Source organism: Streptosporangium canum (assembly GCF_900113865.1).
GTDB classification, from domain to species: domain Bacteria; phylum Actinomycetota; class Actinomycetes; order Streptosporangiales; family Streptosporangiaceae; genus Streptosporangium; species Streptosporangium canum.
In genome coordinates this window covers 1-24,837 of record NZ_FOQY01000029.1, presented here as the reverse complement: position 1 = coordinate 24,837, position 24,837 = coordinate 1, and the positions used below count along the sequence as shown (strand labels likewise).

Here is a 24,837-nt window from a genome sequence, read left to right as displayed (position 1 = left end):
CCGGACCGCAAGGCCCGCAAGGCGACACCGGCGCACAGGGCCCGCAGGGCGAGGCCGGACCGCAAGGCGAGGCCGGGCCGCAAGGCCCGCAAGGCCCGCAAGGGAACGCGGGCATCGTCGTGAACCCTCAGGATGTCAACGAGACCATCACGGTCGAGGCTGACGGCGTAGGGACCGCCAGTGCCATATGTCCCATCAACACGGCGCTGATCAACGGTGGATACGCGAACCCGGACGGGTTGCTCGTCACCGCCAACCTAGCCAACCTGGCCAACAACTCCTGGGCCGTGACGGCCAGGAACGAGGGCCTTCTGCCTGCGCAGATCACCTCTCACGCCACCTGCTGGCCGCTGAGCTGACCTGAGCTTCCAACCGTCCGCAGGCCCGGCACGATCGCTCGTGCCGGGCCTGCGGCATGGACATCACCGAGCACCGGAGCATGCTCGCGCCCCAGGTCACAACGGACGGTGTCAGCAGGACGGCGGAGCTCATGCCGTCCCGGCGGGCCTCGGTGCATGACGGCCCCCGGTGCGCCGATGACGATCTCTCTCCAGGAAGAGATGACGGTAGCCCTGCGGGAAGAGGAGTGACGCTCCGAGCGGGAGTCGCCTACTGCGCTCCCTGCTGGGAGGGGATCCCGACCCGGTCGACGATCGTGTCCGCGCCTTCCTGCCGGGCGCAGTGCGCGCAGCAGAACCAGCTCCGGCCGGCCTGGACACCGTGCCCGACGATACGGACCCCGCAGCGCTCGCAGATGGGCGCCATCCGCTGGATCGCGCATTCGAAGCTGTCGAAGACGTGCACGGCCCCTTGGGCGTGCACCTCGAAGCTCATGTCGTAATCGTTGCCGCAGACCTCACACTGCGCCATGTTTCCCCCCGAAAAACGTCGGTTCATTCGGCCCGGTCACGAGTGATCGCCTCCGACCTGATCAGGCGGTTTGTATATGCCCTTACCTGCGCAAACTCGATTCCGGCTCTGGGAAAGTGTCACACCATGGATGGTGATGGATCACTGGGACTCGCCATTCACGGGCCACGGGCACGCCATTCCCCGGCGCGTTCCGTCCGCTCATGGCCTGCGCCGCCAGGACGCGTGACGCGGACCGCTCCCTCGGCGCGCCCACCCGTCCGCGAGCGGTTCTCACACGGGAACGACCCCCGTGACGGTGGTGCCGCCCGCCGGGACGGTGTTGACCGTCAATGTGCCGCCCACCTCGGCGAACCAGGCCCGCATGGCGGCCAGGCCTCTTCCCGGGGACCGGTCCACCCGGTTCTCGGGGAATCCGCCGCCGTCGTCGCTGACGGTCATCCGCAGGCCGCTCGCGCTCAGCGTGATCGCGACGGAGACATGGGCTGCGCCGCTGTGCCGTTCGACGTTGGCGAGGGCCTCCAGAACGGTGGCGTACACCGCCCGGGCGATTTCGCGGGGTACGGCCCCGCCGGGCAGCGCCCAGGTCTCGACGACGACGCCGGACCGCTGGGCCCAGTGGGACAGGTAGCCCTTCAGGGCCCGGGTGAGGTCCTCACCCGTGAAGTCACTCGCATCGGACAGTTTTAACATCGGAACTTCCCCCCATGTCGTCTCCTGCAGTCGAAGACTGTAAGGGGGGACCGTTGCCGGTGCGTCCGCCGCCGGAGTGATCGGGCGTCACTCGCTTGGACGACTACCTGCCCGGTGAGCTTCGGATTAACCCGGACATACCTCGCGATACGGAACATCGACCAGGTAGGTCCGCCACTCCTCCGGCGACAGCGTACGGCCGGCCCGCTCGCAGACCGCGTGCGCCACCTGCTCCGGGTCGACCGGCTGCTCGGCCAGGGTGCCGGCGGAGTCGACCGTGATGAGCCGGGACCCGTCGGCGGTGAACGCCAGCGACTGGAGGTCCCCGGTGTGCGCCACGATCGGCTGGCCGAGGCGGCGCCCGGTCGCGATGTCCCACAGCGCCACCGACTGGGGGTCGACCCCGGCCGCGACCACGTCGCCGCGCGGCGAGTAGGCCAGCCTGGCCCCGGCTCCGTCGCCGCCCCGGATGAGCGTGCCCACCCGGCCCCTGGATCCCGTCTCCCACACCGATATCCGCCCGACCTGGTCGGCGGTGGCGGTGCGGGCGCCGTCCGCGCTGAAGACCAGCGAGGTCACCGGGATGCTGACGGTCGGCGAGCCGTACGTGGCGCCGAACGGTCGCCCGGTCGCCACGTCCAGCAGCCGCTGCTCTCCTCCGGCGACCCCGACGGCCCTGCCGTCGGGGGTGAACCTCAGCGCCTCGACGTACTCCTGGGCTGCGGACCAGCGGTGGCGGCCACTGGGCACGTCCCACAGGTGGACCTCCCCTTGGGGTGCCTTCTCGGCGTCGTAGTACAGGACGTAGGCGGCCACGACGGTGCCGTCGGCGTTCATCGCCAGAGCGGGCACCTGTCCCCCGCGCGCCGTCTCGACGGTGGTGATCCGCCTGAAGGTGGCGGTGTCCCAGATCGTCAGCCTGGAGCTCTCCCCGCCGGTGTTGACCGCCAGCCGCCCGCCGTCGCCGCTGAAGGCCATCTCGAAGTAGCCGTCGGCGCCTTCGGGGCCCACGGTCAGGGCGGCGAGGGGCTTGCGCCGCCGGACGTCCCAGAGCCGGACCTCGCCGGCCTGGCTGTCCCGGGAGGCGAGCAGGCGCCCGTCCGGGCTCAGTTCGGCCCAGTGGGTGCCGGGTCCCTTGAGCACGACAGGTCTGGTCAGCGCGGTGATGTCGAGGGCGGTGACCGCGTCCTCGGTGAGGTAGCGCAGCGTGCGCCCGTCGGGGTCGAAGGCCACGGCGGGCATGAACGCGTCGATCCTCTGGGTGAGCAGCAGCCGGCCGTCCTGGACCCGCCAGAGCTTGATGCTCGTCTCGTCCGCGGCGGCCAGGAAGCGCCCGTCGGGGCTGAAGCGCAGCTCTCCGCCGTTGCCGGCGGCGAACGGGCGCTCCAGGTCGGCTCCGGTGAGGGCGTCACGCAGCTGGACGCTCTTCCCGCGGCCGACCGCGATGGTCCTGCCGTCCGGGCTGTAGGCGACCCGCAGCCCGCAGGCGTCGCACCGGCTCCCCAGCGGGATCCGGCGCAGGCCGGCCAGGGTCAAGGCCACCGGCACGCCGTCGAGGCCGCCGACGGCCAGCCCCCGGCCGTCGGCGGAGGTGTCGAGGTCGACGCCCGTGACCGGCGGGAACTGCTTCTCCCCCGTCACGGGGTTCCAGACCGTGAGCCCCTCTCCCTCGGTCACCAGGACCCGGTCCTCGGCCTGGCCGAAGAACACCTGGGTGTCGCCGCCGGCCTCACGTCCCTGGACGGCGAGGGTCGCGCCGGTCGGCCTGCCCTTGGCCACGTCCCAGAGTTTCAGCTCCAGCCCGCTGATCACCGCGAGCAGCCTGCCGCTCGGGCTCAGCGCGATCCCTCGCAGGTCGTCGCCGATCCCCCTGAACCCTCCGGCGCGCCTGCCGGTCCGCACGTCCCAGATCCGCACCTCGCCCCCGCTCGCGCTGACGAGCGTGCGCCCGTCGCGGCTCAGCGCCCGGAGCGTCTGTATCGCGGTGGCCGGGTCGTGGAAGGTGGCCGTCTCCCGCTGGGCGAGCGAGCCCGCCAGGCTCGCCCTGGCCTCGGCCACCGGGGCCAGCCGCCAGGCCGCCACGCTGAGCAGCATGGCCCTGACCGGCTCGGCGACCCGCAGCGAGTCGGCCGTCGCGGCGAGCTGGCGGGCCCCCGCCTGGTCGCGCTGGAGCGCGATGGTGGCGCTGCGCGCCTCGGCCACCCGGCTCTGCTGTACGGCGAGCGCCCCGGCGGCCAGCGCGACCACCAGCAGCACGGCCAGCGTCACGGATAGCAGCCGGCTCCGGCGGGCGCGGCGCTTGGTGAGGGCGGCGCCCGCCTCCAGGAAGTCGCGCTCGACCGGGCTCAGCGTGATGTTGCGGCGGCCGGTGGCCGCCCAGCTCATGGCGTTCTCCAGGCTGCTGCCCTGGAACAGGTCGCCGTCCCGGCGGCCCTGGGTCTGCCAGCGCCGCGCGGCGGCGAGGATCCCCCGGTGGACGGCCAGCCCGTCCCGGTTGGCCTGGACCCACAGGCGCAGCCGGGGCCACGCCTGCGGCAGGGCCGGCCGCGACAGCCAGACCTCCTGCTCGTCGTGGGCGACCAGGTAGGCGAAGACCTGGATCACCCGCCGTACGGCGGCCGCCTCGTCCTCCCGCCGCCCGTCGAGGAACTCGGCCCACTGCGCCCGCCGTACGGCCTGCTCGCCGTCGTCGGTCACGGTGACCAGCCGGAGGAACACCTCGGGGGCGAGCTCCCGCTCGGCCTGGCCGAGCGCGGCGTAGGCCTCCTCGGCGAGGGTGCCGAGCGCGGGGTCCGCGGAGGCGGCGCGGATCTGCGCTCCGGCGTTGCTGCCCACCGCGAGCAGCCGCGGGGTGTCGAGCCGGCCGCCGTCGCTGACCAGGGCGAGCAGCAGGTCCTTGGCCGACGGCCTGGCCTGCGGATCCTTGGCGAGCGAGGCCGCGATGAACGGGCGGAGCCGTTCGGGCAGCATGTCGAGCTGGGGCTGGACGGAGAGCACGCGGTGCATGACGCCGCCCAGGCTCTCGGCCCGGAACGGGTCGGCCCCGGTCGCGGCGAAGACCATGATCCCGCCCCAGGCGAACACGTCGGCCGGGGTGCCCGCGCGACGGCCCATGAAGATCTCGGGTGCCATGTAGGTCGGCGTGCCCGCCACCATGCCGGTGGCGGTCAGCGACATCTCCTCCGTGCGGGCGACGCCGAAGTCGATCACCCGGGGACCGTCCGGGCCGAGCAGCACGTTGTCGGGTTTAAGGTCGCGGTGGATGACCCCGGCGTCATGGATTGCGGTGAGCGCGGTGGCGACCGCGGTCGCCAGGCGGTGCAGGTCGCCGCCGGTGAAGCGGCGTCCGTCGGCCACCGCCCTGCGCAGGCTGGGGCCCTCGACGTATTCGGAGACGATGTGGGGCCTGGGCCCGTCGAGGTCGGCGTCGATCACGGCCGCCGTGCAGAACGAGGCGACCCGCCGGGCGGCTGCCGCCTCGCGGCCGAACCGGTCGCGCAGCTCGGGGTCGCCGCCCGCGTCGCCGTGCAGCACCTTGACCGCGACCCGCCTGCCCTCGGCGTCGTAGGCCTCGTAGACCACGCCCTGGCCGCCCGCGCCCAGCCGCCCGGCCAGCCAGTAGCCGCCCAGCCGCTGGGGATCCCCGTCGATCAGCCCGGTGCTCATCTCATCTCCGTTCGGCGGCTCGTCGGACGCCCCGGTGGCAGCATAGTTCGCCGGATGTCACACACTCAGGAGATGTCTCGTCCTCCTTGTGTGAACGGCGATGAAGATCTCGCGACCGAGTTCGACGCCATCCGGCCCCGGCTGGTGGGCGTGGCCTACGGCCTGCTCGGCAGCCTCGACGAGGCCGAGGACGTGGTCCAGGACGCCTGGTTGCGGCTGGGCCGGGCGGATCGCGCGGAGATCCAGGACGTCACCGGCTGGCTGGTGGTGACGGTGTCCAGGCTCGCACTGGACGTGCTGCGCTCGGCGCGCGTGCGCCGGGAGGAGTACGTCGGGCCGTGGCTGCCCGAACCGGTGGTGACCGAGGCCGATCCGGCGGACAGGGTGACGCTGGCCGAGTCGATGAGCATGGCGATGCTGGTGGTGCTGGAGTCGCTCAGCCCCGCCGAACGCACCGCTTTCGTGCTGCACGACGTGTTCGGGCTGTCGTTCCAGGAGGTGGCCCAGGCGGTCGGGCGCTCCCCTGCCGCCTGCCGCCAGCTCGCCGCCCGTGCCCGCAAGCACGTCGCGGCCCGGGCGCCCCGGTTCGACGTGGACGCCGACGAGCATCGCAGGGTGGTCGAGGCGTTCGCGCGGGCCAGCACGGGCCGCGACATCGACGCCCTGCTGGCGCTGCTCGACCCGGACGTGGTGCTCCGCAGCGACGGCGGTGGCCTGGTCACCGCGGCCAGGCGGCCGGTTCGCGGCGCCGGCCGGGTGTCCCGCTTCCTGGCCGGGGTGGCCGGACGGTTCGGCGACGGAGGCCGGTTCACGCCGGCCACGGTCAACGGCCGGCCGGGGCTGCTGCAGTTCAGGGACGGCGCGCTCAGCGGCGTCTTCGGGCTGACCGTGGCCGGCGGCCGGATCACCGAGATCCACATCGTGGTGAATCCAGAGAAACTGAGGAGTGTTCGATGAAGGCACGGATGAACGTCGCAGAGCTCGCCCCCGAGGGCTACCAGGCCATGCTCGGCCTGGAGAAGTACCTGGCCGGGAGCGGCCTGCCGCACGCAACGCTGGAGCTGGTGAAGCTGCGGGCCAGCCAGATCAACGGCTGCGGTTTCTGCGTGGACATGCACAGCCACGACGCCAAGAAGGCCGGCGAGAGCGACGAGCGGCTGTTCTCGGTGGCCGCCTGGCGGGAGGCGCCGTACTACACCGACGCCGAGCGGGCGGCGCTGGCGCTGACGGAGGAGGCCACCCGGCTCAGCGACCGGGGTGAGACGGTGCCGGACCACGTGTGGGACGAGGCCGCCCGGCACTACACCCCGGAGACGCTGGCCGCGCTGGTGGTGGCGATCGCCGCGATCAACGCGTGGAACCGGATCGCCGTCACCACACGTGCGGTCGCCGGTTCCCTGCGTAATCAGACCGGTTGATCCGGGGCGTACCGCGGGACCGGGTTGGCTCGCACGGGCATCCGTGCGAGCCAACCCGCCGAAGGCGCCCCACCGGCCGGACTCCCGGCCGCGTGGAGCACACGGCGTGGAGCACAGCCGGCCTGGGAACGACGGATCCGAGGAGAGGGCGCGGGCCATGCGACGCATCAGGATCGTCCGGCCGCGGGGCCGGCGCCGTCACGCCCGCACGCCCGACCTGGACCTGCGACCTCCGTCGGGCCGTCGGCTCCCCTGCTGACCGGATCTTTACGGCGGTTTTACGCGGTGATCTGTAGACATCTCGCGTAACGGATTCATCACGCCGGGGGGCTCAATGAAGAGACTTGTGGTCGTGCCACCATACGTCGCGCGACTCAAGATCAGGGATATCCGCTCCGCGACACGCCGCAGGACCGCGGCAGACGCCAAGGTAGTCGACCTGCGCGCCTACACCGGACGGAACATCTTACGATTCCCGCTCACCAGCGGCCCCACCCCCGCCGCCTGATCCCGATCCACGGAAGACCCGCCCCGGCGGGTCTTTCCCCGTTTCCGGGGCCTGATCGAACGTCGCCCCGTCCCCGGCGGACGGGGCGCTCGACGCGCTGGGACGACACATGTCGGACCAGCAGACGGTCTGACCGGCGCCGGAACACCCCATCCCTCGTAGCGGACAACGTGTCCACATATACCCTTGAGTCATGGAGAGAGCAGACGCCGCGCGCAACCGGGCGCGCATCCTGGAGGCGGCCGGGCAGCTGTTCGCGGCCAAGGGTGCGCCGAACGTCACCATGGACGACATCGCCAAGGCGGCCGGGGTGGGGCGCGGCACGCTGTACCGCCGCTACCCCGACCGGGCCGCGATCGCGACCGCGATGCTCGACGAGCACGAGAAGGCGCTGCAGGAGAAGCTGATCGGCGGTGAGGCGCCCCTGGGCCCGGGAGCGCCGCCCGCCGAACGGCTGGCCGCCTTCTACGCGGCGACGGTGGAACTGCTGGAGGCCCACGCCCACCTGGTGCTGGGCGCCGAGACCGGGCACTCGCGGTTCGCCACCGGGGCCTACGGTTTCTGGCGGCTGCACGTGCGCTCGCTGCTGGTCTCCGCCGGAGTGCCCGACCCGGACGCGCTGGTCGAGGTCGTGCTCGCCCCGCTGGCTCCCGAGGTCTACACCTACCAGCGGATCGAGCGGGGACTCAGCCCCGCGCGGGTCGCGACGGCTCTGGGAGAGCTCGCCCACCGGCTGCTCGGATAGCGGCCACCAGCTCGTCGGGGTGGGTGAGCTGAGGATAGTGCCCGGCGCCCTGGATCAGGGTGGCGGGCGTGCCCACGGCCGGCGGATCGTCCGCCCCGGCGACGACCGTCACCGGGACCCGGGACTCCTCGACGACCCGGTCGAACACCCGGCGGAGCTCCGGCCGCCCGGCGTGGGCCGCGCGCATCGCCTCGACCACCCGGCGGGCGGCCCCCGGACGGCGCAGGTCCGCGATCGCGTCCGCCGGGACGCCGAGACGCTCCCCCAGACGCTCCCCCGGCATCCGGCGCAGCACCGGCACGGCCGCCCTCGAACGGGGGAAACGTCCCGAGGGCGGCTGGAGGAAGGCCGGGGCGACGAGGACCACGGCGGCCACCCGGCCGGGATGGGCTCGCGCGTAACGCAGGGCGGGGCCGCAGCCGAAGGAGTGGCCGACCAGCACCGGCCGCGTCCTGACCGGTTCCAGCAGGGCCTCCGTCCAGCCGTCGAGCGAGGGGGCGGGCGCGGAACGGCCCATGCCCGGCAGGTCGGCGGCGAGGACGGGGACGCCCAGCCGGTCGCGCACGCCCTCCCACGAATCGGCGTCCAGCGGCAGCCCGTGCAGCAGCACGTAATCGGGGTTCTCCCGCTCACCGGCCACCCAGGTCCGGCTCCCCGCCACGTTCCGGAAGCCGTACGGCCCGCGTGGTGGGGCCGCGGCGCCGAACCGGGCGCCGATCAGCCCGTCGGCCCAGCTCCGCAGGGCCTCCCCGGCCGGGGGCATGCGCAGTCCGGCCCGCTCCGCGAAGGCCAGGGCGGAGGCGGTGTCGTAGCGGTCGCCGGATATGAACGACAGCGTCTCGGGGTCGGTCCGGGTGAGCGCGCGGGGCAGCCGCCGCAGGAGCCGGACCGGGATCCTCAGCCGGGGCGCGGGGACGCCCAGGTGCCCGGCGATCAGGGAGACCAGCTCCGGCAGCTCGGGGGTGCCGTCGTCGAGCACCCAGTAGGCCTCTCCCCCGGTCTCCTCGTGTTCGGGGAGGGCTGCCATGAAGCGGGCGAAGTAGCCGCTCTCGACGACCGGCAGGAAGGTGCCCGATCCCCCGGGGAGTGCCGGGAGCCGCCCGCGCCAGAGATCCTCGACCATCGAGGCCAGGCCGATGAACTGGCCGGGACCGATCACACTGCTGGGGTTGACGATCGTCAGTGGGACGCCCAGCTCGCCCGCCCGGATCCGCACCGCCGCGTCGGCCTCCTTCTTGGACGCCTCGTAGGCGCCGTCCACGCGATGGTCCACGGCAGCGCCGCCGACGCGGTAGCCGCTGATGTGGACCAGGCGGCGCAGGCCGGGCCGGGTGGCGGCCCAGTCCACCACGTTGAGCGCCCCGGTCACGTTGACCCGTCTCGCCTCCTCGACGCTCAGTCCGAAGGCGAAGCGGGCGGCGGCGTTGTAGACGTCACGGACTCCTTCCAGGCCCTGGACCTCCATGTCCTCGACGCCTCCGAGGCCGAGTCCGGGCGCGGTGATGTCGGCGCCGACGACGGTCAGCCCCGTGGTGTCCGCCCGCTGCCCGGCGAGCCAGGACGTGAGCCGTTCCGCCGGTCCGCGCACGGCTGCGGCCACCCGGCGGTTCTGCCGCAGCAGCTCCGCGACCAGGGAGCGGCCGACGAATCCCGCCGCGCCGAAGACGATGGAGTCGGGGGTCACGCGATCACCTCGTAATAGATCGGTCTACATATTAAAAGGGCACAGGAGGACCCCGGAGAAGGCTCCTCCGCAGCGGGGCGCCGCCTTGCGCGGGCCCCTACAGCAGCGTCACGATCCGGCGGGCCACCCGATCGAGCGGCTCCCGGCTGCGGTGAGCCCTGGCCAGCAGCAGCGCCCCCTCGATCAGGGCGAGAACGGTGACGGCCACGTCACCCGCCTCGGGATGCCCGTCGGCGGCCAGCCGGTCGCGGAGCATGCCCTCCCAGGAGTCGTAGACCTCCGAGCAGACCTCCTGCAGCGGGTCGCTGGTGGCCGCCATCTCCAGCGCGACCGTGGCCACCGGGCAGCCCTTGCGCCACCCGGACGCCTCCAGCCGGTCGCCGAGCAGCGTCAGCACGGCGACGACCAGGCTCGCGGTGTCGGGAACGGCCTCCGCCAGCTCCCCCACGGCCCGGCCGATCTCACGACCGCCCCGCCGTACGGACTCGGCGACCATCTGGTCCTTGCCGCCGGGGAAGTGGAAGTAGAGCGAGCCACGCGGAGCCCCGCTGGCCGCGATCACCTGATTCAGCCCGGCTCCGAAGTAGCCGCCCCCCTCGATCAGCTCCTGGGTCGCGTCCAGCAACCTGCTCCGCGTCTCCTCGCCCTTCTGTCCCATGCCTAAAAAATAGACCGGTCTGCCTATTATTTGCAACCCATCTCCGCGCACAGGCCCCGGGGGGCCCGAGCCAAGGGCGTCGGCTGCCACCGGGCCGGACATCGTCGGCCGCCGGACCTCGAACTTCCCGATCACCCCGCCGGCGTGGCAGATTGGGCGCGCCGAAGTTTCCCGGAACCCGTCCGCTGATAGAACGGAACATTATGTTCCATTGGCTATATTGACGGTATGGAGACAACAGGCACAGCGCCCATGAACGGCCGCAAAGCCCAGGCCGCCCGTAACGACCAAGTGATCCTCGACGCCGCGCGCGCGGTCTTCGTCGCCGACCCCGGCGCCCCGATCGCCGCGGTGGCCGAGCGGGCGGGGGTGGGGATCAGCGCGCTCTACCGCCGCTACGCCGGCAAGGAGGACCTGCTCCGCAAGCTGTGCGCGGACGGTCTGAAAACCTACATCGCCGAGGCCGAGACCGCCCTGGCCGACGAGGGCGACCCGTGGAACGCCTTCGCCGGCTTCATGCGCCGCGTCGTGGACGCCGACGTCCAGTCCCTGACGATCAATCTGGCCGGCACCTTCACCCCCGACGAGGACCTCCGCCGCACCTCCACCCGAGCGGCCGAGCTGGCCGAGCGGGTCTTCGACCGCGCCGCCCGGGCCGGCGCCCTCCGTCCCGGTGTGAACGTCGCCGACACGTCGTTGATCCTCGATCAGCTCGCCGCCCTCCACCTCGGCGACGAGGCGCGCACCGCCCAGATCAGGCACCGGTATCTGACGCTGATGCTCGACGCCCTGCGTCTGACCTCGGCCCCTCCCCCGCCGGGCCCGCCCCCCACCGCCGAGGAGGTCACCCGGCGCTGGAAGGTCTAGGACCGCGTCCGGGAGGAGTGGCCGGCCGGATGACGGCATCGGGCGGCGACCGGAGGTCTTTGCCGGGTTAAGTCCAGTTCATTGAGATTGGACTGGGACATATGCCCTACATGCTCCCTATCGTGGCCCCATGCATCCCCGACTCGACGACGATCTCGCCCGCCTGCCCGAGCTGCTCGACGAGACGCGGGCCCAGGCCGTACGGCTTCTCACCGGGCTCGACCACCGGCCGGTCGCGCAGGCGCCCGCGGACCACCGGCCCGCGCCCTTGCCGGTGGACGGCTCGGGGCTGGCGGGGGCATTGGAGACGTTCACCCGGCGCTGGGAGCCCGGCTTCTCCGGCGCCGCCGGCCCCCGGTACCTGGGATTCGTCACGGGCGGCGCGACCCCCGCCTCCCTGGCGGGCGACTGGCTGACCGGCACGCTGGACCAGAACCCCACCTCCGGCCTGGACTCCAACGCCCCCGACCTCGAACGGGAGACGGTCGCCTGGCTGCGTGAGCTGTTCGGCCTGTCCCCCGAGCACGAGGGCGCCTTCGTCAGCGGCGCGACGATGTCCAACTTCACGGGCCTGGCGATCGCCAGGGAATGGCTGGGTGAGCAGCTCGGCGTCTCGGTCGCCGAGCGGGGGGCGGCCGCGCTCGGTCCGGTCCACGTGCTCTCCGGAAGCCCCCACTCCAGCATCGGCAAGGCGCTGTCGATGCTGGGGCTGGGACGTTCGTCGATCCGCGGGGTCGACCGCCTGCCGGGCAGGGAGGCCGTCGACGTCGGCAGCCTCGCGCAGGCGCTGGAATCCCTGGACGGGACACCGGCGATCGTCGTGGCCAACGCGGGCACGGTCGACACGGTCGACTTCGACGATCTCCGCGCGCTGGCCGCCCTGCGCGAGCGTTACCCCTTCTGGCTGCACGTGGACGCGGCATTCGGGGCTTTCGCCGCGCTCTCCCCGGAGCACGCGCACCTCACCGACGGGCTCGACGAAGCCGACTCGGTCTGCGTTGACCTGCACAAGTGGCTCAACGTCCCCTACGACAGCGCGGTCCAGTTCACCCGCCGCCGGGACCTTCAGGCACGCGTCTTCCAGAATTCCGCCGCCTATCTCGGGCCGCTGGGCGACGATCCCGATTTCGTGCACCTGACGCCGGAGAACTCACGGCGTCTGCGGGCGCTGCCGGCGTGGTTCACCCTCGCCGCGTACGGGCGCGACGGTCACGCGGAGATCGTGCGGCGCGACATCGCCCTCGCCGCCCGGCTCGGGGAACGGATCGCCGCCATGCCCGCGTACCGCCTGCTCGCCCCCGTCCGGCTCAACGTGGTCTGCTTCACCCTCGCCTCCTCACCCGAGCGTGTCGGGGAGCTGACCTCGGCGATCACCGAATCCGGCGAGGCGTTCCTCACCCGGACCGTCTACGACGGCGTGCCCGCGCTGCGCGCCGCCTTCAGCAACTGGCGCACCACCGAAGCCGACGTCGAGCGCGTCGCGAAGACGCTGGAGAGGTCCGCGCTCCAGGATCCGCCCGGCCGGCCATGAGCGAGAGCGACCGGGTTCCGTCCCTGGTCACGTCGGCACGCGGAAGGCCCTGCGGTAGGCCGAGGGCGAGGTGCGCATCGCCCTGGTGAAGTGATGACGGAAGGTCACCGGGCTGTCGAAGCCGACCGAGAGCGCTCCGGTCAGCCGCCGCCGGCTGCCCGGATCTCCCGCCACAGCGGGCTGTCACCGCCGGCGAGACGACGGGCCAGATCTCCACGGTCAAGATGCGCCGGCGGGGGGACGCGCCGTTCGCGCCGGGGCCCGGCGGTCGCAGCGGCTGACAGCGTTTGGGCCGAGGGGACGCGTCAGCCGCCGATCGCCGCGGTGAAGACGCGGGCGAGCTGATGATCGACCAAAACCACGGCCTCTTCGGGAGTCCGCTGTCCGAGCAGGACGGTCGCCTGGATCCCGTCGGCGCCCGCCACCAGGAACGCGGCCTCCGCCGCGGCGTCGATGTCCCGTGACACCTGGCCGAGCTCCTGACCTTGCGCGATCAGGCCTGCGACCAGGTTCTCCAGCGCGTGCGGCGCGGCGCGGGCGACCTCGGCCAGGGCGGGATCGGCCAGGAAGCGGACGAAGTAGGCGGCGTACACCAGGTGCCGGTTGCGCCGTTCCGCATCCAGCGGGAGCAGCTCCAGCAGCACTCCCCGCACGACCGCGTGCATGCCGGGCGCTTCGCCGAGCATCGCGAGGCGTTCGCGGGCCCGTCGCTCGGCGTCGTCGTTGAGGATCTCCAGCGCGCCGAGCAGCAGTTGGTCGCGGGTGCCGAAGTAGTACTGCAGCAGCCGGGCCGAGACCCCGGCCTCGGCGGCGACCTGCCTCAAGGTGACGTCCTCCAGGCCGCCGCAGGTGGCCAGGCGCCAGACGGCTTCGGCGATCTGGCGGCGGCGCTGGTCGTGGTCCACCTGTCTTGGCATGCCGTCCGCTCCCCACGACTCGTTTGTGGTGCGATCGTACCAAGGCGGTGTTATGGTTCGATCGCACCATAAAAATACGGAGGGCGTGCCCACGCCTGCCGTCACGGCCCTTCAAAGCGGCGCGGCCCTTCAAGAGCGATGGGAGACAAAGCACACATGAAGCACGTCACCATGCTGATCATCGGCATGCTGCTGCTGGTCCTGGGAGTACAGGGCGCCATCCGGCTGCTGGCCGACCACGGAAACGCCGGACTGCTCGGCTGGCTGCCCGGCGGGTTCGCGGTATGGCTGGCCTGTTATGCGGTGGCCGCCGTCGCCGGAGCACTCCTGGCCGGTCGGGGCAGCAAGAAGGCCAAGCAGGGCGGACGCGGGCGATGACCGGCCGCACCCGAGCTGCGGCCGGGATCCTCACCGCGCCGGCGAGCGTATCGATGCTCATGGCGGGCGCTCTCCCCGCCCATGCCGGTGAGCTCTCCGGCCCGGTCGTCCCGATGGTCTCGGGCAAGGTCCAGGGCGCGGATCGGGGCGAGGTCCACCGCTTCCGCGGCATCCCGTACGCCGCCCCGCCCGTCGGGGAGCGGCGCTGGCAGCCACCCCAGCCGGCGAGCTCCTGGACAGGCACCCGCGACGCGACGAAGGCAGGACCGGCGTGCCTGCAACCCGAGGCGCCCGACATGCCGAAAGGCGCCCCGCAGAGCGAAGACTGCCTCACCCTGGAGGTGACCACGCCCGCCCGGCCCGGCGAGGGACGGCCGGTCATGGTCTGGGTGCCCGGCGGCGGGTTCATCACCGGCGCCGGCTCGATCTACGACCCGGCCCGGCCGGCCACGACCGGCGACCCCAACGGGGCGGGCACCACGACGTGGCCCCGTCTCGGTGCCGCCGACCGCGCGATCGAGTTCGCTCCGGGAGCGGTACGACCGATCAACATGAAGACCGCCCACCACTGCGGTCTCTGGTTCTGACGGCCGGCCCCCTCTCCTGCTCGCCGTCGTCCTCCGGCGGACAGGTGCTCGCCTCGGGCAGCCGGTCGTCGCAGGACGCCTCAGGGTGGGCCTGACGCGATCGCAGGACGTCGAGGCCGATCCGGCCGACCACTGAGCCGAACGCCGGAGCGGGGAAACGACACCTGGTCGTTTCCCCGCCCTGACCTGCTATTTCCCGCCTGGAGGCGGCTGCCTTCAGCTGCAGCCGCTGGTGGAGCCGCAGCCCTCGCAGACGTAGCAGCTACCGGCGGGCCGCATCTTGGTGCCGCAGGTCATGCAGAGCGGCGCGTCGGCCGTGCGGCCCTGGTGGGACTCCAGGGAGCCGCCCCGCTCCGGCGCGGCCACGGCCACGACCTCCGGGCGGGGCTGGGGCTGGGGCTGCTCGATCGGCGCCGAGGTGGCCAGCTCGGCGATGACCTCGTCGGTGTGGATCGGGGCCGGGTCCTCCCCGCGCTGCTGGGCGGCGCGCTCGGAGGCGGAGAAGATGCCGAGGGCGGCCCGGTCGTCGTAGGGCAGGTGGTCCAGGGCCAGGCGGCGGAAGATGTAGTCCATCACCGAGGCGGCCATGCGGATGTCCGGGTCGTCGGTCATGCCGGCCGGGTCGAAGCGCATGTTGACGAACTTGCTGACGTAGGTCTCCAGCGGCACGCCGTACTGCAGGCCGATGGAGATGGCCACCGAGAAGGCGTCCATCACGCCGGCGAGAGTGGAGCCCTGCTTGGACATCTTCAGGAAGACCTCGCCGAGACCGTCGTCGGGGTAGGACGAGGCGGTCATGTAGCCCTTGGCACCCCCCACGGTGAAGCGGGTGGTGGTGCTGGGGCGCTGGTTCGGCATCCGGCGGCGGGTCGGGCGGCTGATCTCCACGACCTGGATCTCCGGCTCGGCGGCCTTCTCCTCGGCCTTCTTGTCGCTCTTCTTGCCCGCGACCGAGAGCGGCTGGCCGACCTTGCAGTTGTCGCGGTAGACGGCCAGGGCCTTCAGGCCGAGCTTCCAGCCTTCCATGTAGACCTGCTCGATGTCCTCGACCGTCGCCGCCTCGGGCAGGTTGACCGTCTTGGAGATGGCGCCGGACAGGAACGGCTGGGCGGCGGCCATCATGCGCACGTGCCCCATCGGAGCGATCGCCCGCTCGCCCATCGCGCAGTCGAACACCTCGTAGTGCTCGGGCTTGAGACCGGGGGCGTCGACGACGTGGCTGTTGGCCGCGATGTATTCGACGATCGCCTCGACCTGCTCCTCGGGGTAGCCCAGCTGCCGCAGCGCACGCGGGATCGTCTGGTTGACGATCTGCATGGAGCCGCCGCCGACGAGCTTCTTGAACTTGACCAGGGCCAGGTCGGGCTCGATGCCGGTGGTGTCGCAGTCCATCATCAGGCCGATGGTGCCGGTCGGGGCGAGCAGCGAGGCCTGGGCGTTGCGGTAGCCGTTCCTCTCCCCCAGCTTGAGGCACTCGGTCCACTGGCGGGAGGCCTCGGCGTGGATGGCCTTGTCCATGGCCTCCAGCGTGCGCAGGTCGTCGTTCGCGGCGGCGTGCTTGCGCATGACGCGCTTGTGCGCGTCGGCGTTGCGCGCGTAGCCGTCGTACGGTCCGACGACCGCGGCCAGTTCGGCGCTGCGGCGGTAGGAGGCGCCGGTCATCAGCGAGGTGACGGCACCGGCGATGGCCCGGCCGCCCTCGGAGTCGTAGGCGTGGCCGGTGGCCATGAGCAGCGCGCCGAGGTTGGCGTAGCCGATGCCGAGCTGGCGGTAGGCACGGGTGGTCTGGTCGATCTTCTCCGTCGGGAAGTCGGCGAAGGTGATGGAGACGTCCATCGCGGTGATGATCAGCTCGGTGATCTTCACGAAGCTCTCGATGTCGAAGGAGTTGTCGTCCTTCAGGAACTTCATCAGGTTGATGCTGGCCAGGTTGCACGAGGAGTTGTCCAGGTGCAGGTACTCCGAGCACGGGTTGCTGGCGGTGATGCGGCCCGTCTCCGGGCTGGTGTGCCAGTCGTTGATCGTGTCGTCGTACTGGACACCGGGGTCGGCGCACTCCCACGCGGCCGTCGCCATCTTGCGGAACAGCCGCCCGGCGTCGACCTTCTCGATGACCTCGCCGGTGAGCCGGGCCCGCAGGCCGAACTCCTCGCCCTTCTCCACCGCGCGCATGAACTCGTCGGAGACGCGCACGGAGTTGTTGGCGTTCTGGTACTGGACGGAGACGATGTCCCTGCCGCCGAGGTCCATGTCGAACCCGGCGTCGCGCAGCGCGCGGACCTTGTCCTCCTCGCGCGCCTTGGTCTCGATGAACTCCTCGATGTCGGGGTGGTCCACGTCCAGGACGACCATCTTGGCCGCGCGGCGGGTCGCGCCGCCGGACTTGATGGTGCCCGCGGAGGCGTCCGCGCCGCGCATGAAGGAGACCGGGCCGCTGGCCGTGCCGCCGCTGGAGAGCAGCTCCTTCGACGAGCGGATCCGGGAGAGGTTCACGCCGGAGCCCGAACCGCCCTTGAAGATCACGCCCTCTTCCTTGTACCAGTCGAGGATGGACTCCATCTGGTCGTCGACGGCCAGGATGAAACAGGCGCTGACCTGCTGCGGCGAGGCGGTGCCCACGTTGAACCAGACGGGCGAGTTGAAGCTGAAGACCTGGTTGACCAGAGCGTGCTTGAGCTCGTGGTCGAAGATCTCGGCGTCCTCCTCGCCGGCGAAGTAGCCGTGCTCGACCGCGGTGCTGGTGTAGACGCCCACCACCCGGTCGATGAGCTGCTTCAGGCTCCACTCGCGCTGCGGGGTGCCGACCGCGCCGCGGAAGTATTTGGTGGTCACGATGTTGGCCGCGTTGACCGACCAGGAAACGGGGAACTCGACGTCCCGCTGCTCGAAGTTGATCGAGCCGTCCCGCCAGTTGGTCATCACGACGTCACGGCGCTCCCAGCGCACCTCGTCATAGGGATGCACTCCCGGCGTGGTGAAGACGCGCTTCATCTTCAAACCCTTGCGCAACCGCTTGCCCCCACGCGCGGCCGCGCCACCGATCGTCTCCGTCATGACTTCCCCCTTCCGGGGCTCCATGGAGCCCTCGAGTCGGACCACATCAACGCGCCGCTCTGTCCCCCGGCGCCCGGGGTATGAATCAGTCCTGCTCGACGGAGCGTTCCGCCCGCAGCTGCTTGATCTCTGTTTCGAAATCGGCCAGGGTCTCGAAGCTCCGGTAGACCGAGGCGAACCGCAGGTAGGCCACCTCGTCCAGCTCGCGGAGCGGCCCCAGGATCGCCAGCCCGACCTCATGGGCCGCGATCTCCGCCGCTCCCGTGGCCCGGATGCTCTCCTCCACCCGCTGCCCCAGCTGGGCCAGCGAGTCCTCGCTGACCGGGCGCCCCTGGCACGCCCGCCGGACACCGGCGATCACCTTGTCCCTGAAGAACGGCTCGGTCACCCCGCTGCGCTTGCTCACCATGAGAAGAACCGTCTCCTGTGTGGTGAACCTGCGCCCGCACTCCGGACACGTGCGCCTGCGGCGGATGGCCCCGCCGTCCTCGGTGGACCGGCTGTCGATGACCCGCGTATCAGGATGACGACAGAACGGACAGTGCACGCGTGTCGCCCCCTTGAGCCGGCAAGTGGCCCACTTTCTCGTGCATTCCACGGCGTCCGCGCCAGACGCTTGCGCACGCCCCTCGAATAGTCGAGATGCGGTAATGGAAACACAATCTATGGTGAAGACCACCGATGAAGCCACTAGATGTTGTGGTCCAACGGTAGGAGGGTCGGACCATGAACGCAAGTTGAAAGGGCCCCGTCAGACGAAGTCGCTGATCAGCGCGTCACATTCGAATGAGCCGGGCGTGTCGCCCCCGCGGCGACCCTTCAGGGGGCGGAACCGCCCGGCAGGTAGAGCCGGGTCCCGGGCCGGATCACGGAGTCGGACAGGCCGTTGAGATCCATGATCCGGCGGATCGTCGGAGCGGGATCCCCGCCCCCCGTCACGGCGTCCGCGATCTCCCACAGCGTGTCACCCCCGCGCACCACGACCCATGACAGGCCCTCACGGCCCCCGTGCTCGAGCGCCGAGGCGGCGTCGATGCGCGCGCCGACCCAGAGTGCCCCCAGGGCGACCAGCGTGAGCGCCGCCACCACCACGATCCGGCCCCGCCTGGTGAGCCGGAGCGGCGGACCAGGATATCGGACGTCTCCCACGGCCCCGGGGCGCCGGGCGGGCGGGCGCCCGCCCCTCCCCGTCGTCACGGTCGTCTTCACGATGGCCCCCCAGCCCCCTCGACCTGGCCGAACACATGTCGAAGAAAGATCGGCGAATCGAACACGATGTCGATCGAACTCCCGTACGATGTTGTACACCACGTCACCGCTGATTTCGAGAATGACTCGAACAATTGTTTGAATACGATCTTCAACGGCGGTACGGTCGCTGTGTGCGACGCGAGAGATACAGACCGGGAGGCGAGGAGATCGTATGAGCGAACATGGCGAGAACGTTTCGGCCGTCAGCGACCTGGCGGTGCGCAGGCGTGACTCTCTTGGCCTCACCCCCAGGCAGCGGAAGATCCTTGAGGTGATCCGCGACTCGGTGCAGCAGCGCGGCTATCCGCCCTCCATGCGAGAGATCGGCGAGGCGGTGCAGCTCACCAGCACCTCCAGCGTGTCGCACCAGCTGACGGCGTTGCAGCGCAAGGGCTACCTGCGCCGCGATCCGCACCGTCCCCGCGCGCTCGAGGTGCGCCTCCCCGGCGAGCCGGTGCTGTGGGTGGATCCCGAGTCCCGTGACGACGAGACCCCGATCAGCCGCCCGACCGCGGCCTACGTGCCGCTGGTCGGCCGGATCGCCGCCGGCGGCCCCATCCTCGCCGAGGAGAGCATCGAGGACGTCTTCGCCCTCCCCAAGCAGCTTGTCGGCGAGGGGACGCTCTTCCTGCTCCAGGTGACCGGCGACTCGATGATCGAGGCCGCCATCGCCAACGGCGACTGGGTGGTCGTCCGGCAGCAGCCCGTGGCGGACAACGGCGACGTGGTCGCCGCGATGATCGACGGCGAGGCCACGGTCAAGACCTTCAAGCGCAAGGACGGCCACGTCTGGCTCGTCCCGCACAACCCGAACTACGACCCGATCCCCGGCGACGAGGCCACCGTCCTGGGCAAGGTCGTGGCGGTTCTGCGCAAGCTCTGAGACGGCGCGCCGGAGGAGCGGGGCCCCACGATCGGGGCCCCGCTCCTCGTCAGGCGTCTCGGCGGCGACCGCCCGCCACCACGGGACCGCCTCCGGAGGCCGTACGGCGAGGCTTCCCTCTCCACCGGTCCCGCTCTTTCACCGTCCCCGTCCTCAACTGGCCGGACGGGGCACGACTCCCGCCCGCCCATGATCGGATCCACTGCCGGATCGCGGGAACGACGGGCGGCTCCCGACCGGCCCGAGTCGTGTGCGCCCACAGGCATCGGTAGTTCACCCCGCCGCAGGAGACCACCGCGCCGGCCGTCGACGAGCGGTTACCACCGTGAACAGAATGGCGCTTTTCTCCCTCATCGGAGGTACCGGAGATGCGCTGATTCTGTTTTCGGCTCGAAATAAGCTACAAGTGACGAAATTTCGGTAGTTGCTATGGTCGGCGATCTGTTCTTGGATCACGAGACGTTCTACGCTCGCTCCCCACAGAGCGCGGCGGCCCGTGTCGTCCTCTCAGGGATGGAAGCGTGGGAGACCCCCGGGCGCCCGCCTCGACACCGAGGAGCGTCCCCATGCCTCGCCGTCCCCCCGAGCCGGCAGCCGACCGGGCCACCCTGCTCCACTCCGGCCCGTTCCACCAGGCCCTGCGTGTCTGCATCCGGGAGAGCGGCCTGTCGCTCGACCGCGTCCGGTCCCGCCTGGCCCAGCGCGGGCTGACGGTCGCGCTGTCCACCCTGAGCGACTGGCAGCGGGGGCACCGGCGCCCCGGCGGCGAGCAGTCCCCGCTGGTCGTCGCGGCCCTGGAGGAGATCCTCCGGCTTCCCGGCGGCTCCCTCACCCGTCTTCTCGACCACCGGCCGGGGCTGGATGAGCGCTCCGGAGCCCTCGGCGAGCTGCTGGACGCGCTGCCAGGCTCCCGCGACCAGGACGCCGTCATCATCACCCAGCAGCAGAAAGTGCTGATCGACGCGGCACGGCGGTGCGAGTCGGTGTGGACCCGCACGCTGGTCAGGGCCCGGCGCGACGGCATGGACCGGTATGTGATCAGGTCGTTCGCCGACCCCGGCACCGATCTCGACGGCTGCGGGATCCACGCCCTGGAGAACTGCAGGGTCGGCACCATCCTGCGGCACCACGCGCGGGGGGTGATGGTCGCCGAGCTGCTCTTCGACCACGCGCTCCGGGCCGGCGACACCTGGGTCTTCGAGTGGGAGAGCTTCGACAGGCCGACACGGCCGTGTGTCGGCCACGGCCACGGCTTCCGGCAGCCGGTCGGGCATTTCCTCGTCCAGGTGCGGTTCGACCCCGCGGCCCTCCCTGCCGAATGCCATTCCTACGTCAGGTCCGGACCGGACGCGAAGCCGTGCCGGACCGGCGTCCTGGTGCCCAACGCCCACCACACCGTCCACCTGGCCGCCGCCGACGTGGTCTCCGGGGTGCTGGGCATCGCCTGGCGTTGGCCGTAAACCTCTCTTCCCGCGATTGGGCCCCCCGAAATTTCGCACCATTGACGGCGCGTGTGCGCGTGATTACGTTCACCTCAAATTGACAGTAAAGTTTCCTGTTAATTAACCCCCCAGTTCCAGCGCGTAGAGGCGGCGGCCCATGGCGAATCGACATGTCCTGAAACTCCTAGCCGCGGTGGGGGTGATGCTCCTCCCCCTGGGAGCGGTCGTCGCGACGGCCCCCGGCGCTTCCGCGGCCGTGACCGTGCCGCTCCGGGCCAACGCGGGCGGTTCCGCGCTCACCGACGCCGCGGGTGACCAGTGGGTCGCCGACAAGGCCTACTCCAGCGGCGACTGGGGCTACCAGACCAGCTACGGGAGCGGCTCGACCGGCGGTGCGATCGCCGGGACGACCGACGACTCCCTCTACCAGAACTACAACACCTTCAACGGCTGGGGCGGCTACCGCTTCGACGTCCCGAACGGCACTTACCAGGTGACGCTGAAGATGGTCGAGGACTGGGCCAACGCGGCCGGTCAGCGCAAGTTCGACGTCCGCGTCGAAGGCGTCAACGCGCTGACCGCCTTCGACATCTTCGCCTCCTGCGGCGCGCTCACCGCCTGTGACCGGACCTTCCCCGCGACGGTCAGCGACGGCGCGCTCAACGTCGAGTTCAACATGAACGGCGGCGCCAACTACGCGACGGTCTCCGCCATCTCGGTGACCGGCGGCGGCGGAGGCGGCGACACCACACCGCCCAGCGTCCCCGGCAACCTGCGCTCCACCGCCACCTCCCCCACCAGCGTCTCCCTCGCCTGGAACGCCTCCACCGACAACGTCACCGTCACCGGCTACGAGATCTACCGAGGCACCACCCTCGTCACCACCGTCACCGGAACCACCCACACCGACACCGGCCTGACCCCCGCCACCGCCTACACCTACACCGTCCGCGCCCGCGACGCCGCCGGAAACCGCTCCACCGCCAGCAGCCAACTCAACGTCACCACCCAGGACGGCGGCGGAGGCGGCGGCAACAAGCTGCTGGGCTACTTCACCCAGTGGGGCATCTACCAGCGGGCCTACCACGTCAAGAACATCGTCACCAGCGGCTCGGCCGCCAAGCTCACCCATATCAACTACGCCTTCGGCAACGTGCAGAACGGCCAGTGCACGCTGGGCGACACCTACGCCGACTACGACCGCTTCTACCAGGCCGGCGAGAGCGTGGACGGCGTCGCCGACACCTGGGACAACGGCGCGCTCCGCGGCAACTTCAACCAGCTCCGCAAGCTGAAGAAGCAGTTCCCGAACATCAAGGTGCTGTTCTCCTTCGGCGGCTGGACCTGGTCGGGCGGCTTCGGCCAGGCGGCGGCCAACCCCGCGGCCTTCGCCGAGTCCTGCTACCGCCTGGTCGAGGACCCGCGCTGGGCGGACGTGTTCGACGGCATCGACATCGACTGGGAGTACCCGAACGCCTGCGGCCTCACCTGTGACACCAGCGGCTTCTCCTCCTTCAAGAACCTGATGTCGGCACTGCGCTCCCGCTTCGGCTCCAGCTACCTGGTCACCGCCGCCATCACCGCCGACGCCACCTCCGGCGGCAAGATCGACGCGGCCGACTACGGCGGCGCCGCCCAGTACCTCGACTGGTACAACGTCATGACCTACGACTTCTTCGGTGCCTGGGCCGCCCAGGGCCCGACCGCGCCGCACTCGCCGCTGAACACCTACAGCGGCATCCCCATCACCGGTTTCGACTCCGACTCCGCCATCCAGAAACTCAAGAGCAAGGGGGTGCCGGCGAGCAAGCTGCTGCTGGGCATCGGCTTCTACGGCCGGGGCTGGACCGGCGTGACCCAGGCGGCTCCGGGTGGCACCGCCACCGGCGCCGCTCCGGGCACCTACGAGGCGGGCAACGAGGACTACAAGGTCCTCAAGACCCGCTGCCCGGCGACCGGCACGGTCGCGGGCACGGCCTACGCCCACTGCGGCAACCAGTGGTGGAGCTACGACACCCCCGCGACCATCGGGGGCAAGATGAGCTACTCGAAGAACCAGGGCCTGGGAGGGGCCTTCTTCTGGGAGCTCACCGGAGACACCTCCAACGGTGAGCTGATCAGCGCGATGAAGAGCGGCCTGGGCTAGTCCTACCGGGCCTGTTCACCGGTGCCGGTCACCGCCAGTCCCCATCGGGGCGGTGACCGGCACCGCCCCTCTCTCCGGGCCCTGCCACCCCCGGGCCAGCGGATCTTCGGCCACACCACACCCGGAACGGCGGGCCTTCAATCCCCCGCAACACCGAACCTTCAGTCGTGCCGTTCCCGGAGCAGCTCCACGACGGCGGTTATGTCGGAGTCGCTCCAGCCGTGTCCGGCGGCTTCCTCGTAGCGCTGCTCGACCAGCCGGGCGATCGGCAGCCGGAGCCCCTTCGACTCCGCGACCTCGGCGATGAGCCGCACGTCCTTGGCGCCGAGCCGTGTGGCGAACCATCCTCGGTGGTCACCGTGGAGGATGGCGTCGAGCCGGTTGTGCAGGGCGGGTGCGACGGTCGGCCACCGCAGGAGGAAGTCCTTCAGCATCGCCTCGTCGAGGCCGGCCGCCTGACCTGCGGCGACCGCCTCGGCGACGACGGCGACACCCGACATGAGCAGATAGTTGTTCAGCGTTATCTAGCGAGGAACCCCGGGCGTTCAGGACTCTGTTGGCTGATTCGGGTGGTGATCATCGTTTGACGTGGCGTAGTGGAGGAACCCTCTTTCAGACAGTGTGTGGAGGAGGTTCTGCCATGTCTCTGCGTCCCCGTCCCGCTGGTGAGGTGCCGGAATCGACCGTTCGGGTAGCGCGGGCGGCTTTCCCCAAGGGGTGCCTGGCCATACGGATCCGTGATGAACTCGGTCCGCTCTTCGAAGACGAGCAGTTCGCCGAGGCGTTCCCCGCGCGGGGCGGACCTGGGCTGTCCCCCGGGATACTGGCACTGGTGTCGGTACTGCAGTTCGCCGAAGGGCTGAGCGATCGGCAAGCCGCCGACGCGGTGCACGGGCGGATCGACTGGAAGTACGGCTTGGCCCTGGAGTTGACCGATGCGGGGTTCGACTTCTCGGTGCTGAGTGAGTTTCGCGACCGCCTCATCGCGTGCGGGATCGAGCAGCGGGTGCTGGATACGCTGCTGGAGCGGTGTTCGCACCTGCACCGCGATCAACCTCATCCGCCTGGACGCCTGGTGGACCGGCACCCCACGCGGCCGTACCTGTATCTCGCACCTGACCCGACTTGCCTGCGATCTCGGCCTGGCCGCCTAATGCCAATCGGCCAACAGAGTCCTTCAGGTCCGGGAGGAATCGCTTCCCGGTCCTGGGGGTGTGAACGTCCGGTCGTCAGTCCGGGCGTTTTGAGGTTTTCGATGCACCCTTGATGATGCTCAAGGGTGCGCCGCCACAGGAGGCGGCGACGTAGGACGGCGACCACGAATGGCCGCCCCGCAGATACTCGCGGACGTGAGCGGAGTACTTCTTGCGCAGCAGGCGGGCCGAGGCGCCCTTGTCGGGTTCCCATCACGGTGACATGGACCAAAAGATACCGTGGGCGAGGTGAAGCTGGTGGTGCAGGTGAGACTCCTGCCGACGCCTGAGCAGGCGGCGGCGCTGGAGGCGACCCTGCGCGCGGTCAACGAGGCGGCCACCTGGG

General features: G+C 70.9%; 23 protein-coding genes and 2 pseudogenes. 12 read left to right on the top strand and 13 right to left on the bottom strand.

Annotated features, from left to right (window positions below; genetic code table 11):
- Positions 1–359, top strand: a pseudogene (locus BM085_RS45420) (hypothetical protein); the annotation flags it as partial.
- Between the two features lie 250 nt (positions 360–609).
- On the opposite strand, the gene BM085_RS31735 reads toward BM085_RS45420, so the two are convergent.
- The 3 genes from BM085_RS31735 to BM085_RS31725 all read right to left on the bottom strand — a co-directional run bounded on the left by BM085_RS31735 (position 610) and on the right by BM085_RS31725 (position 5,229).
- Positions 610–870: a hypothetical protein gene (locus BM085_RS31735; RefSeq protein ID WP_031165153.1), complete on the bottom strand. Its 261-nt coding sequence runs from the start codon at positions 868–870 to the stop codon at positions 610–612.
- Between the two features lie 273 nt (positions 871–1,143).
- Positions 1,144–1,563, bottom strand: a complete 420-nt coding sequence (locus BM085_RS31730) for a sensor histidine kinase (protein ID WP_093890518.1) — start codon at positions 1,561–1,563, stop codon at positions 1,144–1,146.
- Positions 1,564–1,689: 126 nt separating this feature from the next.
- Positions 1,690–5,229, bottom strand: coding sequence for a serine/threonine-protein kinase (locus tag BM085_RS31725; protein ID WP_093890517.1), 3,540 nt, complete (start codon positions 5,227–5,229; stop codon positions 1,690–1,692).
- A gap of 90 nt (positions 5,230–5,319) precedes the next feature.
- Between BM085_RS31725 and sigJ the strand changes: the two genes are divergently transcribed.
- From sigJ to BM085_RS31710, 3 genes are all read left to right on the top strand, one after another.
- Positions 5,320–6,186: an RNA polymerase sigma factor SigJ gene (sigJ, locus tag BM085_RS31720; RefSeq protein ID WP_342742913.1), complete on the top strand. Its 867-nt coding sequence runs from the start codon at positions 5,320–5,322 to the stop codon at positions 6,184–6,186.
- A complete protein-coding gene (locus BM085_RS31715; protein ID WP_093890515.1) occupies positions 6,183–6,647 on the top strand; it encodes a carboxymuconolactone decarboxylase family protein in 465 nt (154 codons plus the stop codon). Before sigJ ends, BM085_RS31715 begins: the two co-directional genes overlap by 4 nt.
- Positions 6,648–7,348: 701 nt before the next feature.
- Positions 7,349–7,900 (top strand): TetR/AcrR family transcriptional regulator, encoded by a 552-nt coding sequence (locus tag BM085_RS31710; protein ID WP_093890514.1) that lies wholly within the window; start codon positions 7,349–7,351, stop codon positions 7,898–7,900.
- On the opposite strand, the gene BM085_RS31705 is transcribed toward BM085_RS31710, so the two are convergent.
- Together BM085_RS31705 and BM085_RS31700 are read right to left on the bottom strand one after the other, a co-directional pair.
- Entirely contained in the window at positions 7,842–9,584 is a 1,743-nt protein-coding gene (locus BM085_RS31705; RefSeq protein WP_093890513.1) for an alpha/beta fold hydrolase, read from the bottom strand. The genes BM085_RS31710 and BM085_RS31705 overlap by 59 nt on opposite strands.
- 97 nt (positions 9,585–9,681) lie before the next feature.
- Positions 9,682–10,242 (bottom strand): TetR/AcrR family transcriptional regulator, encoded by a 561-nt coding sequence (locus tag BM085_RS31700; protein WP_093890512.1) that lies wholly within the window; start codon positions 10,240–10,242, stop codon positions 9,682–9,684.
- Between the two features lie 228 nt (positions 10,243–10,470).
- Between BM085_RS31700 and BM085_RS31695 the strand changes: the two genes are divergently transcribed.
- Both BM085_RS31695 and BM085_RS31690 read left to right on the top strand, forming a co-directional pair.
- Positions 10,471–11,109, top strand: a complete 639-nt coding sequence (locus tag BM085_RS31695) for a TetR/AcrR family transcriptional regulator (RefSeq protein ID WP_245789819.1) — start codon at positions 10,471–10,473, stop codon at positions 11,107–11,109.
- Between the two features lie 130 nt (positions 11,110–11,239).
- Complete coding sequence (locus BM085_RS31690) at positions 11,240–12,640, top strand: pyridoxal phosphate-dependent decarboxylase family protein (RefSeq protein WP_093890510.1); 1,401 nt, start codon at positions 11,240–11,242, stop codon at positions 12,638–12,640.
- 27 nt (positions 12,641–12,667) lie between these two features.
- Here BM085_RS31690 and BM085_RS43620 read toward each other — a convergent pair whose 3' ends face one another.
- Both BM085_RS43620 and BM085_RS31685 read right to left on the bottom strand, forming a co-directional pair.
- A complete protein-coding gene (locus BM085_RS43620; protein WP_245789818.1) occupies positions 12,668–12,814 on the bottom strand; it encodes a hypothetical protein in 147 nt (48 codons plus the stop codon).
- A 131-nt stretch (positions 12,815–12,945) separates the two neighbouring features.
- Positions 12,946–13,557: a TetR/AcrR family transcriptional regulator gene (locus BM085_RS31685; RefSeq protein ID WP_093890509.1), complete on the bottom strand. Its 612-nt coding sequence runs from the start codon at positions 13,555–13,557 to the stop codon at positions 12,946–12,948.
- A 156-nt stretch (positions 13,558–13,713) separates the two neighbouring features.
- On the opposite strand from BM085_RS31685, the gene BM085_RS31680 reads away from it, so the two are divergent.
- Both BM085_RS31680 and BM085_RS31675 read left to right on the top strand, forming a co-directional pair.
- Positions 13,714–13,935, top strand: coding sequence for a hypothetical protein (locus BM085_RS31680; RefSeq protein ID WP_093890508.1), 222 nt, complete (start codon positions 13,714–13,716; stop codon positions 13,933–13,935).
- Entirely contained in the window at positions 13,932–14,522 is a 591-nt protein-coding gene (locus tag BM085_RS31675) for a carboxylesterase family protein (protein ID WP_093890507.1), read from the top strand. The genes BM085_RS31680 and BM085_RS31675 overlap by 4 nt, the downstream gene beginning before the upstream one ends.
- A gap of 216 nt (positions 14,523–14,738) precedes the next feature.
- On the opposite strand, the gene BM085_RS31670 is transcribed toward BM085_RS31675, so the two are convergent.
- The 3 genes from BM085_RS31670 to BM085_RS43615 all read right to left on the bottom strand — a co-directional run bounded on the left by BM085_RS31670 (position 14,739) and on the right by BM085_RS43615 (position 18,785).
- On the bottom strand, positions 14,739–17,576 hold the full coding sequence (locus BM085_RS31670; protein ID WP_093890506.1) for a vitamin B12-dependent ribonucleotide reductase: 2,838 nt from the start codon (positions 17,574–17,576) through the stop codon (positions 14,739–14,741).
- An 85-nt stretch (positions 17,577–17,661) separates the two neighbouring features.
- The gene (gene nrdR / locus BM085_RS31665; protein WP_031165180.1) at positions 17,662–18,123 is read right to left on the bottom strand and encodes a transcriptional regulator NrdR; all 462 of its coding nucleotides are present in this window, start codon (positions 18,121–18,123) and stop codon (positions 17,662–17,664) included.
- Positions 18,124–18,395: 272 nt separating this feature from the next.
- Positions 18,396–18,785, bottom strand: a complete 390-nt coding sequence (locus tag BM085_RS43615) for a LysM peptidoglycan-binding domain-containing protein (protein WP_143121153.1) — start codon at positions 18,783–18,785, stop codon at positions 18,396–18,398.
- A gap of 214 nt (positions 18,786–18,999) precedes the next feature.
- Here BM085_RS43615 and lexA point away from each other — a divergent pair, with 214 nt between their 5' ends.
- On the top strand, positions 19,000–19,710 hold the full coding sequence (lexA, locus tag BM085_RS31655; protein WP_031165182.1) for a transcriptional repressor LexA: 711 nt from the start codon (positions 19,000–19,002) through the stop codon (positions 19,708–19,710).
- 49 nt (positions 19,711–19,759) lie between these two features.
- Here the strand turns inward: lexA and BM085_RS47545 are convergent, their stop codons facing one another.
- Positions 19,760–20,005, bottom strand: a complete 246-nt coding sequence (locus tag BM085_RS47545) for a hypothetical protein (protein ID WP_425443286.1) — start codon at positions 20,003–20,005, stop codon at positions 19,760–19,762.
- Positions 20,006–20,276: 271 nt separating this feature from the next.
- Here BM085_RS47545 and BM085_RS31650 point away from each other — a divergent pair, with 271 nt between their 5' ends.
- Both BM085_RS31650 and BM085_RS31645 read left to right on the top strand, forming a co-directional pair.
- Positions 20,277–21,170: a hypothetical protein gene (locus BM085_RS31650; protein WP_093890505.1), complete on the top strand. Its 894-nt coding sequence runs from the start codon at positions 20,277–20,279 to the stop codon at positions 21,168–21,170.
- 139 nt (positions 21,171–21,309) lie between these two features.
- A complete protein-coding gene (locus BM085_RS31645) occupies positions 21,310–23,298 on the top strand; it encodes a glycosyl hydrolase family 18 protein (RefSeq protein WP_093890504.1) in 1,989 nt (662 codons plus the stop codon).
- 161 nt (positions 23,299–23,459) lie between these two features.
- Here BM085_RS31645 and BM085_RS31640 read toward each other — a convergent pair whose 3' ends face one another.
- A complete protein-coding gene (locus BM085_RS31640) occupies positions 23,460–23,804 on the bottom strand; it encodes an NAD-binding protein (RefSeq protein WP_281249890.1) in 345 nt (114 codons plus the stop codon).
- A 134-nt stretch (positions 23,805–23,938) separates the two neighbouring features.
- Between BM085_RS31640 and BM085_RS47540 the strand changes: the two are divergent.
- Positions 23,939–24,325: pseudogene (locus BM085_RS47540) on the top strand (transposase); the annotation flags it as partial.
- Positions 24,326–24,527: 202 nt separating this feature from the next.
- Here the strand turns inward: BM085_RS47540 and BM085_RS31630 are convergent.
- Positions 24,528–24,635 (bottom strand): hypothetical protein, encoded by a 108-nt coding sequence (locus BM085_RS31630; RefSeq protein ID WP_245789795.1) that lies wholly within the window; start codon positions 24,633–24,635, stop codon positions 24,528–24,530.
- Positions 24,636–24,837 lie beyond the last annotated feature (202 nt).

Coding starts and splice junctions, on each gene's coding strand:
- BM085_RS31735 (WP_031165153.1), bottom strand. CDS start 870: ATGGCGCAGTGTGAGGTCTGCGGCAACGATTACGACATGAGCTTCGAG.
- BM085_RS31730 (WP_093890518.1), bottom strand. CDS start 1,563: ATGTTAAAACTGTCCGATGCGAGTGACTTCACGGGTGAGGACCTCACC.
- BM085_RS31725 (WP_093890517.1), bottom strand. CDS start 5,229: ATGAGCACCGGGCTGATCGACGGGGATCCCCAGCGGCTGGGCGGCTAC.
- BM085_RS31715 (WP_093890515.1), top strand. CDS start 6,183: ATGAAGGCACGGATGAACGTCGCAGAGCTCGCCCCCGAGGGCTACCAG.
- BM085_RS31710 (WP_093890514.1), top strand. CDS start 7,349: ATGGAGAGAGCAGACGCCGCGCGCAACCGGGCGCGCATCCTGGAGGCG.
- BM085_RS31700 (WP_093890512.1), bottom strand. CDS start 10,242: ATGGGACAGAAGGGCGAGGAGACGCGGAGCAGGTTGCTGGACGCGACC.
- BM085_RS31695 (WP_245789819.1), top strand. CDS start 10,471: ATGGAGACAACAGGCACAGCGCCCATGAACGGCCGCAAAGCCCAGGCC.
- BM085_RS31690 (WP_093890510.1), top strand. CDS start 11,240: ATGCATCCCCGACTCGACGACGATCTCGCCCGCCTGCCCGAGCTGCTC.
- BM085_RS31685 (WP_093890509.1), bottom strand. CDS start 13,557: ATGCCAAGACAGGTGGACCACGACCAGCGCCGCCGCCAGATCGCCGAA.
- BM085_RS31680 (WP_093890508.1), top strand. CDS start 13,714: ATGAAGCACGTCACCATGCTGATCATCGGCATGCTGCTGCTGGTCCTG.
- BM085_RS31675 (WP_093890507.1), top strand. CDS start 13,932: ATGACCGGCCGCACCCGAGCTGCGGCCGGGATCCTCACCGCGCCGGCG.
- BM085_RS31670 (WP_093890506.1), bottom strand. CDS start 17,576: ATGACGGAGACGATCGGTGGCGCGGCCGCGCGTGGGGGCAAGCGGTTG.
- lexA (WP_031165182.1), top strand. CDS start 19,000: ATGAGCGAACATGGCGAGAACGTTTCGGCCGTCAGCGACCTGGCGGTG.
- BM085_RS31650 (WP_093890505.1), top strand. CDS start 20,277: ATGCCTCGCCGTCCCCCCGAGCCGGCAGCCGACCGGGCCACCCTGCTC.
- BM085_RS31645 (WP_093890504.1), top strand. CDS start 21,310: ATGGCGAATCGACATGTCCTGAAACTCCTAGCCGCGGTGGGGGTGATG.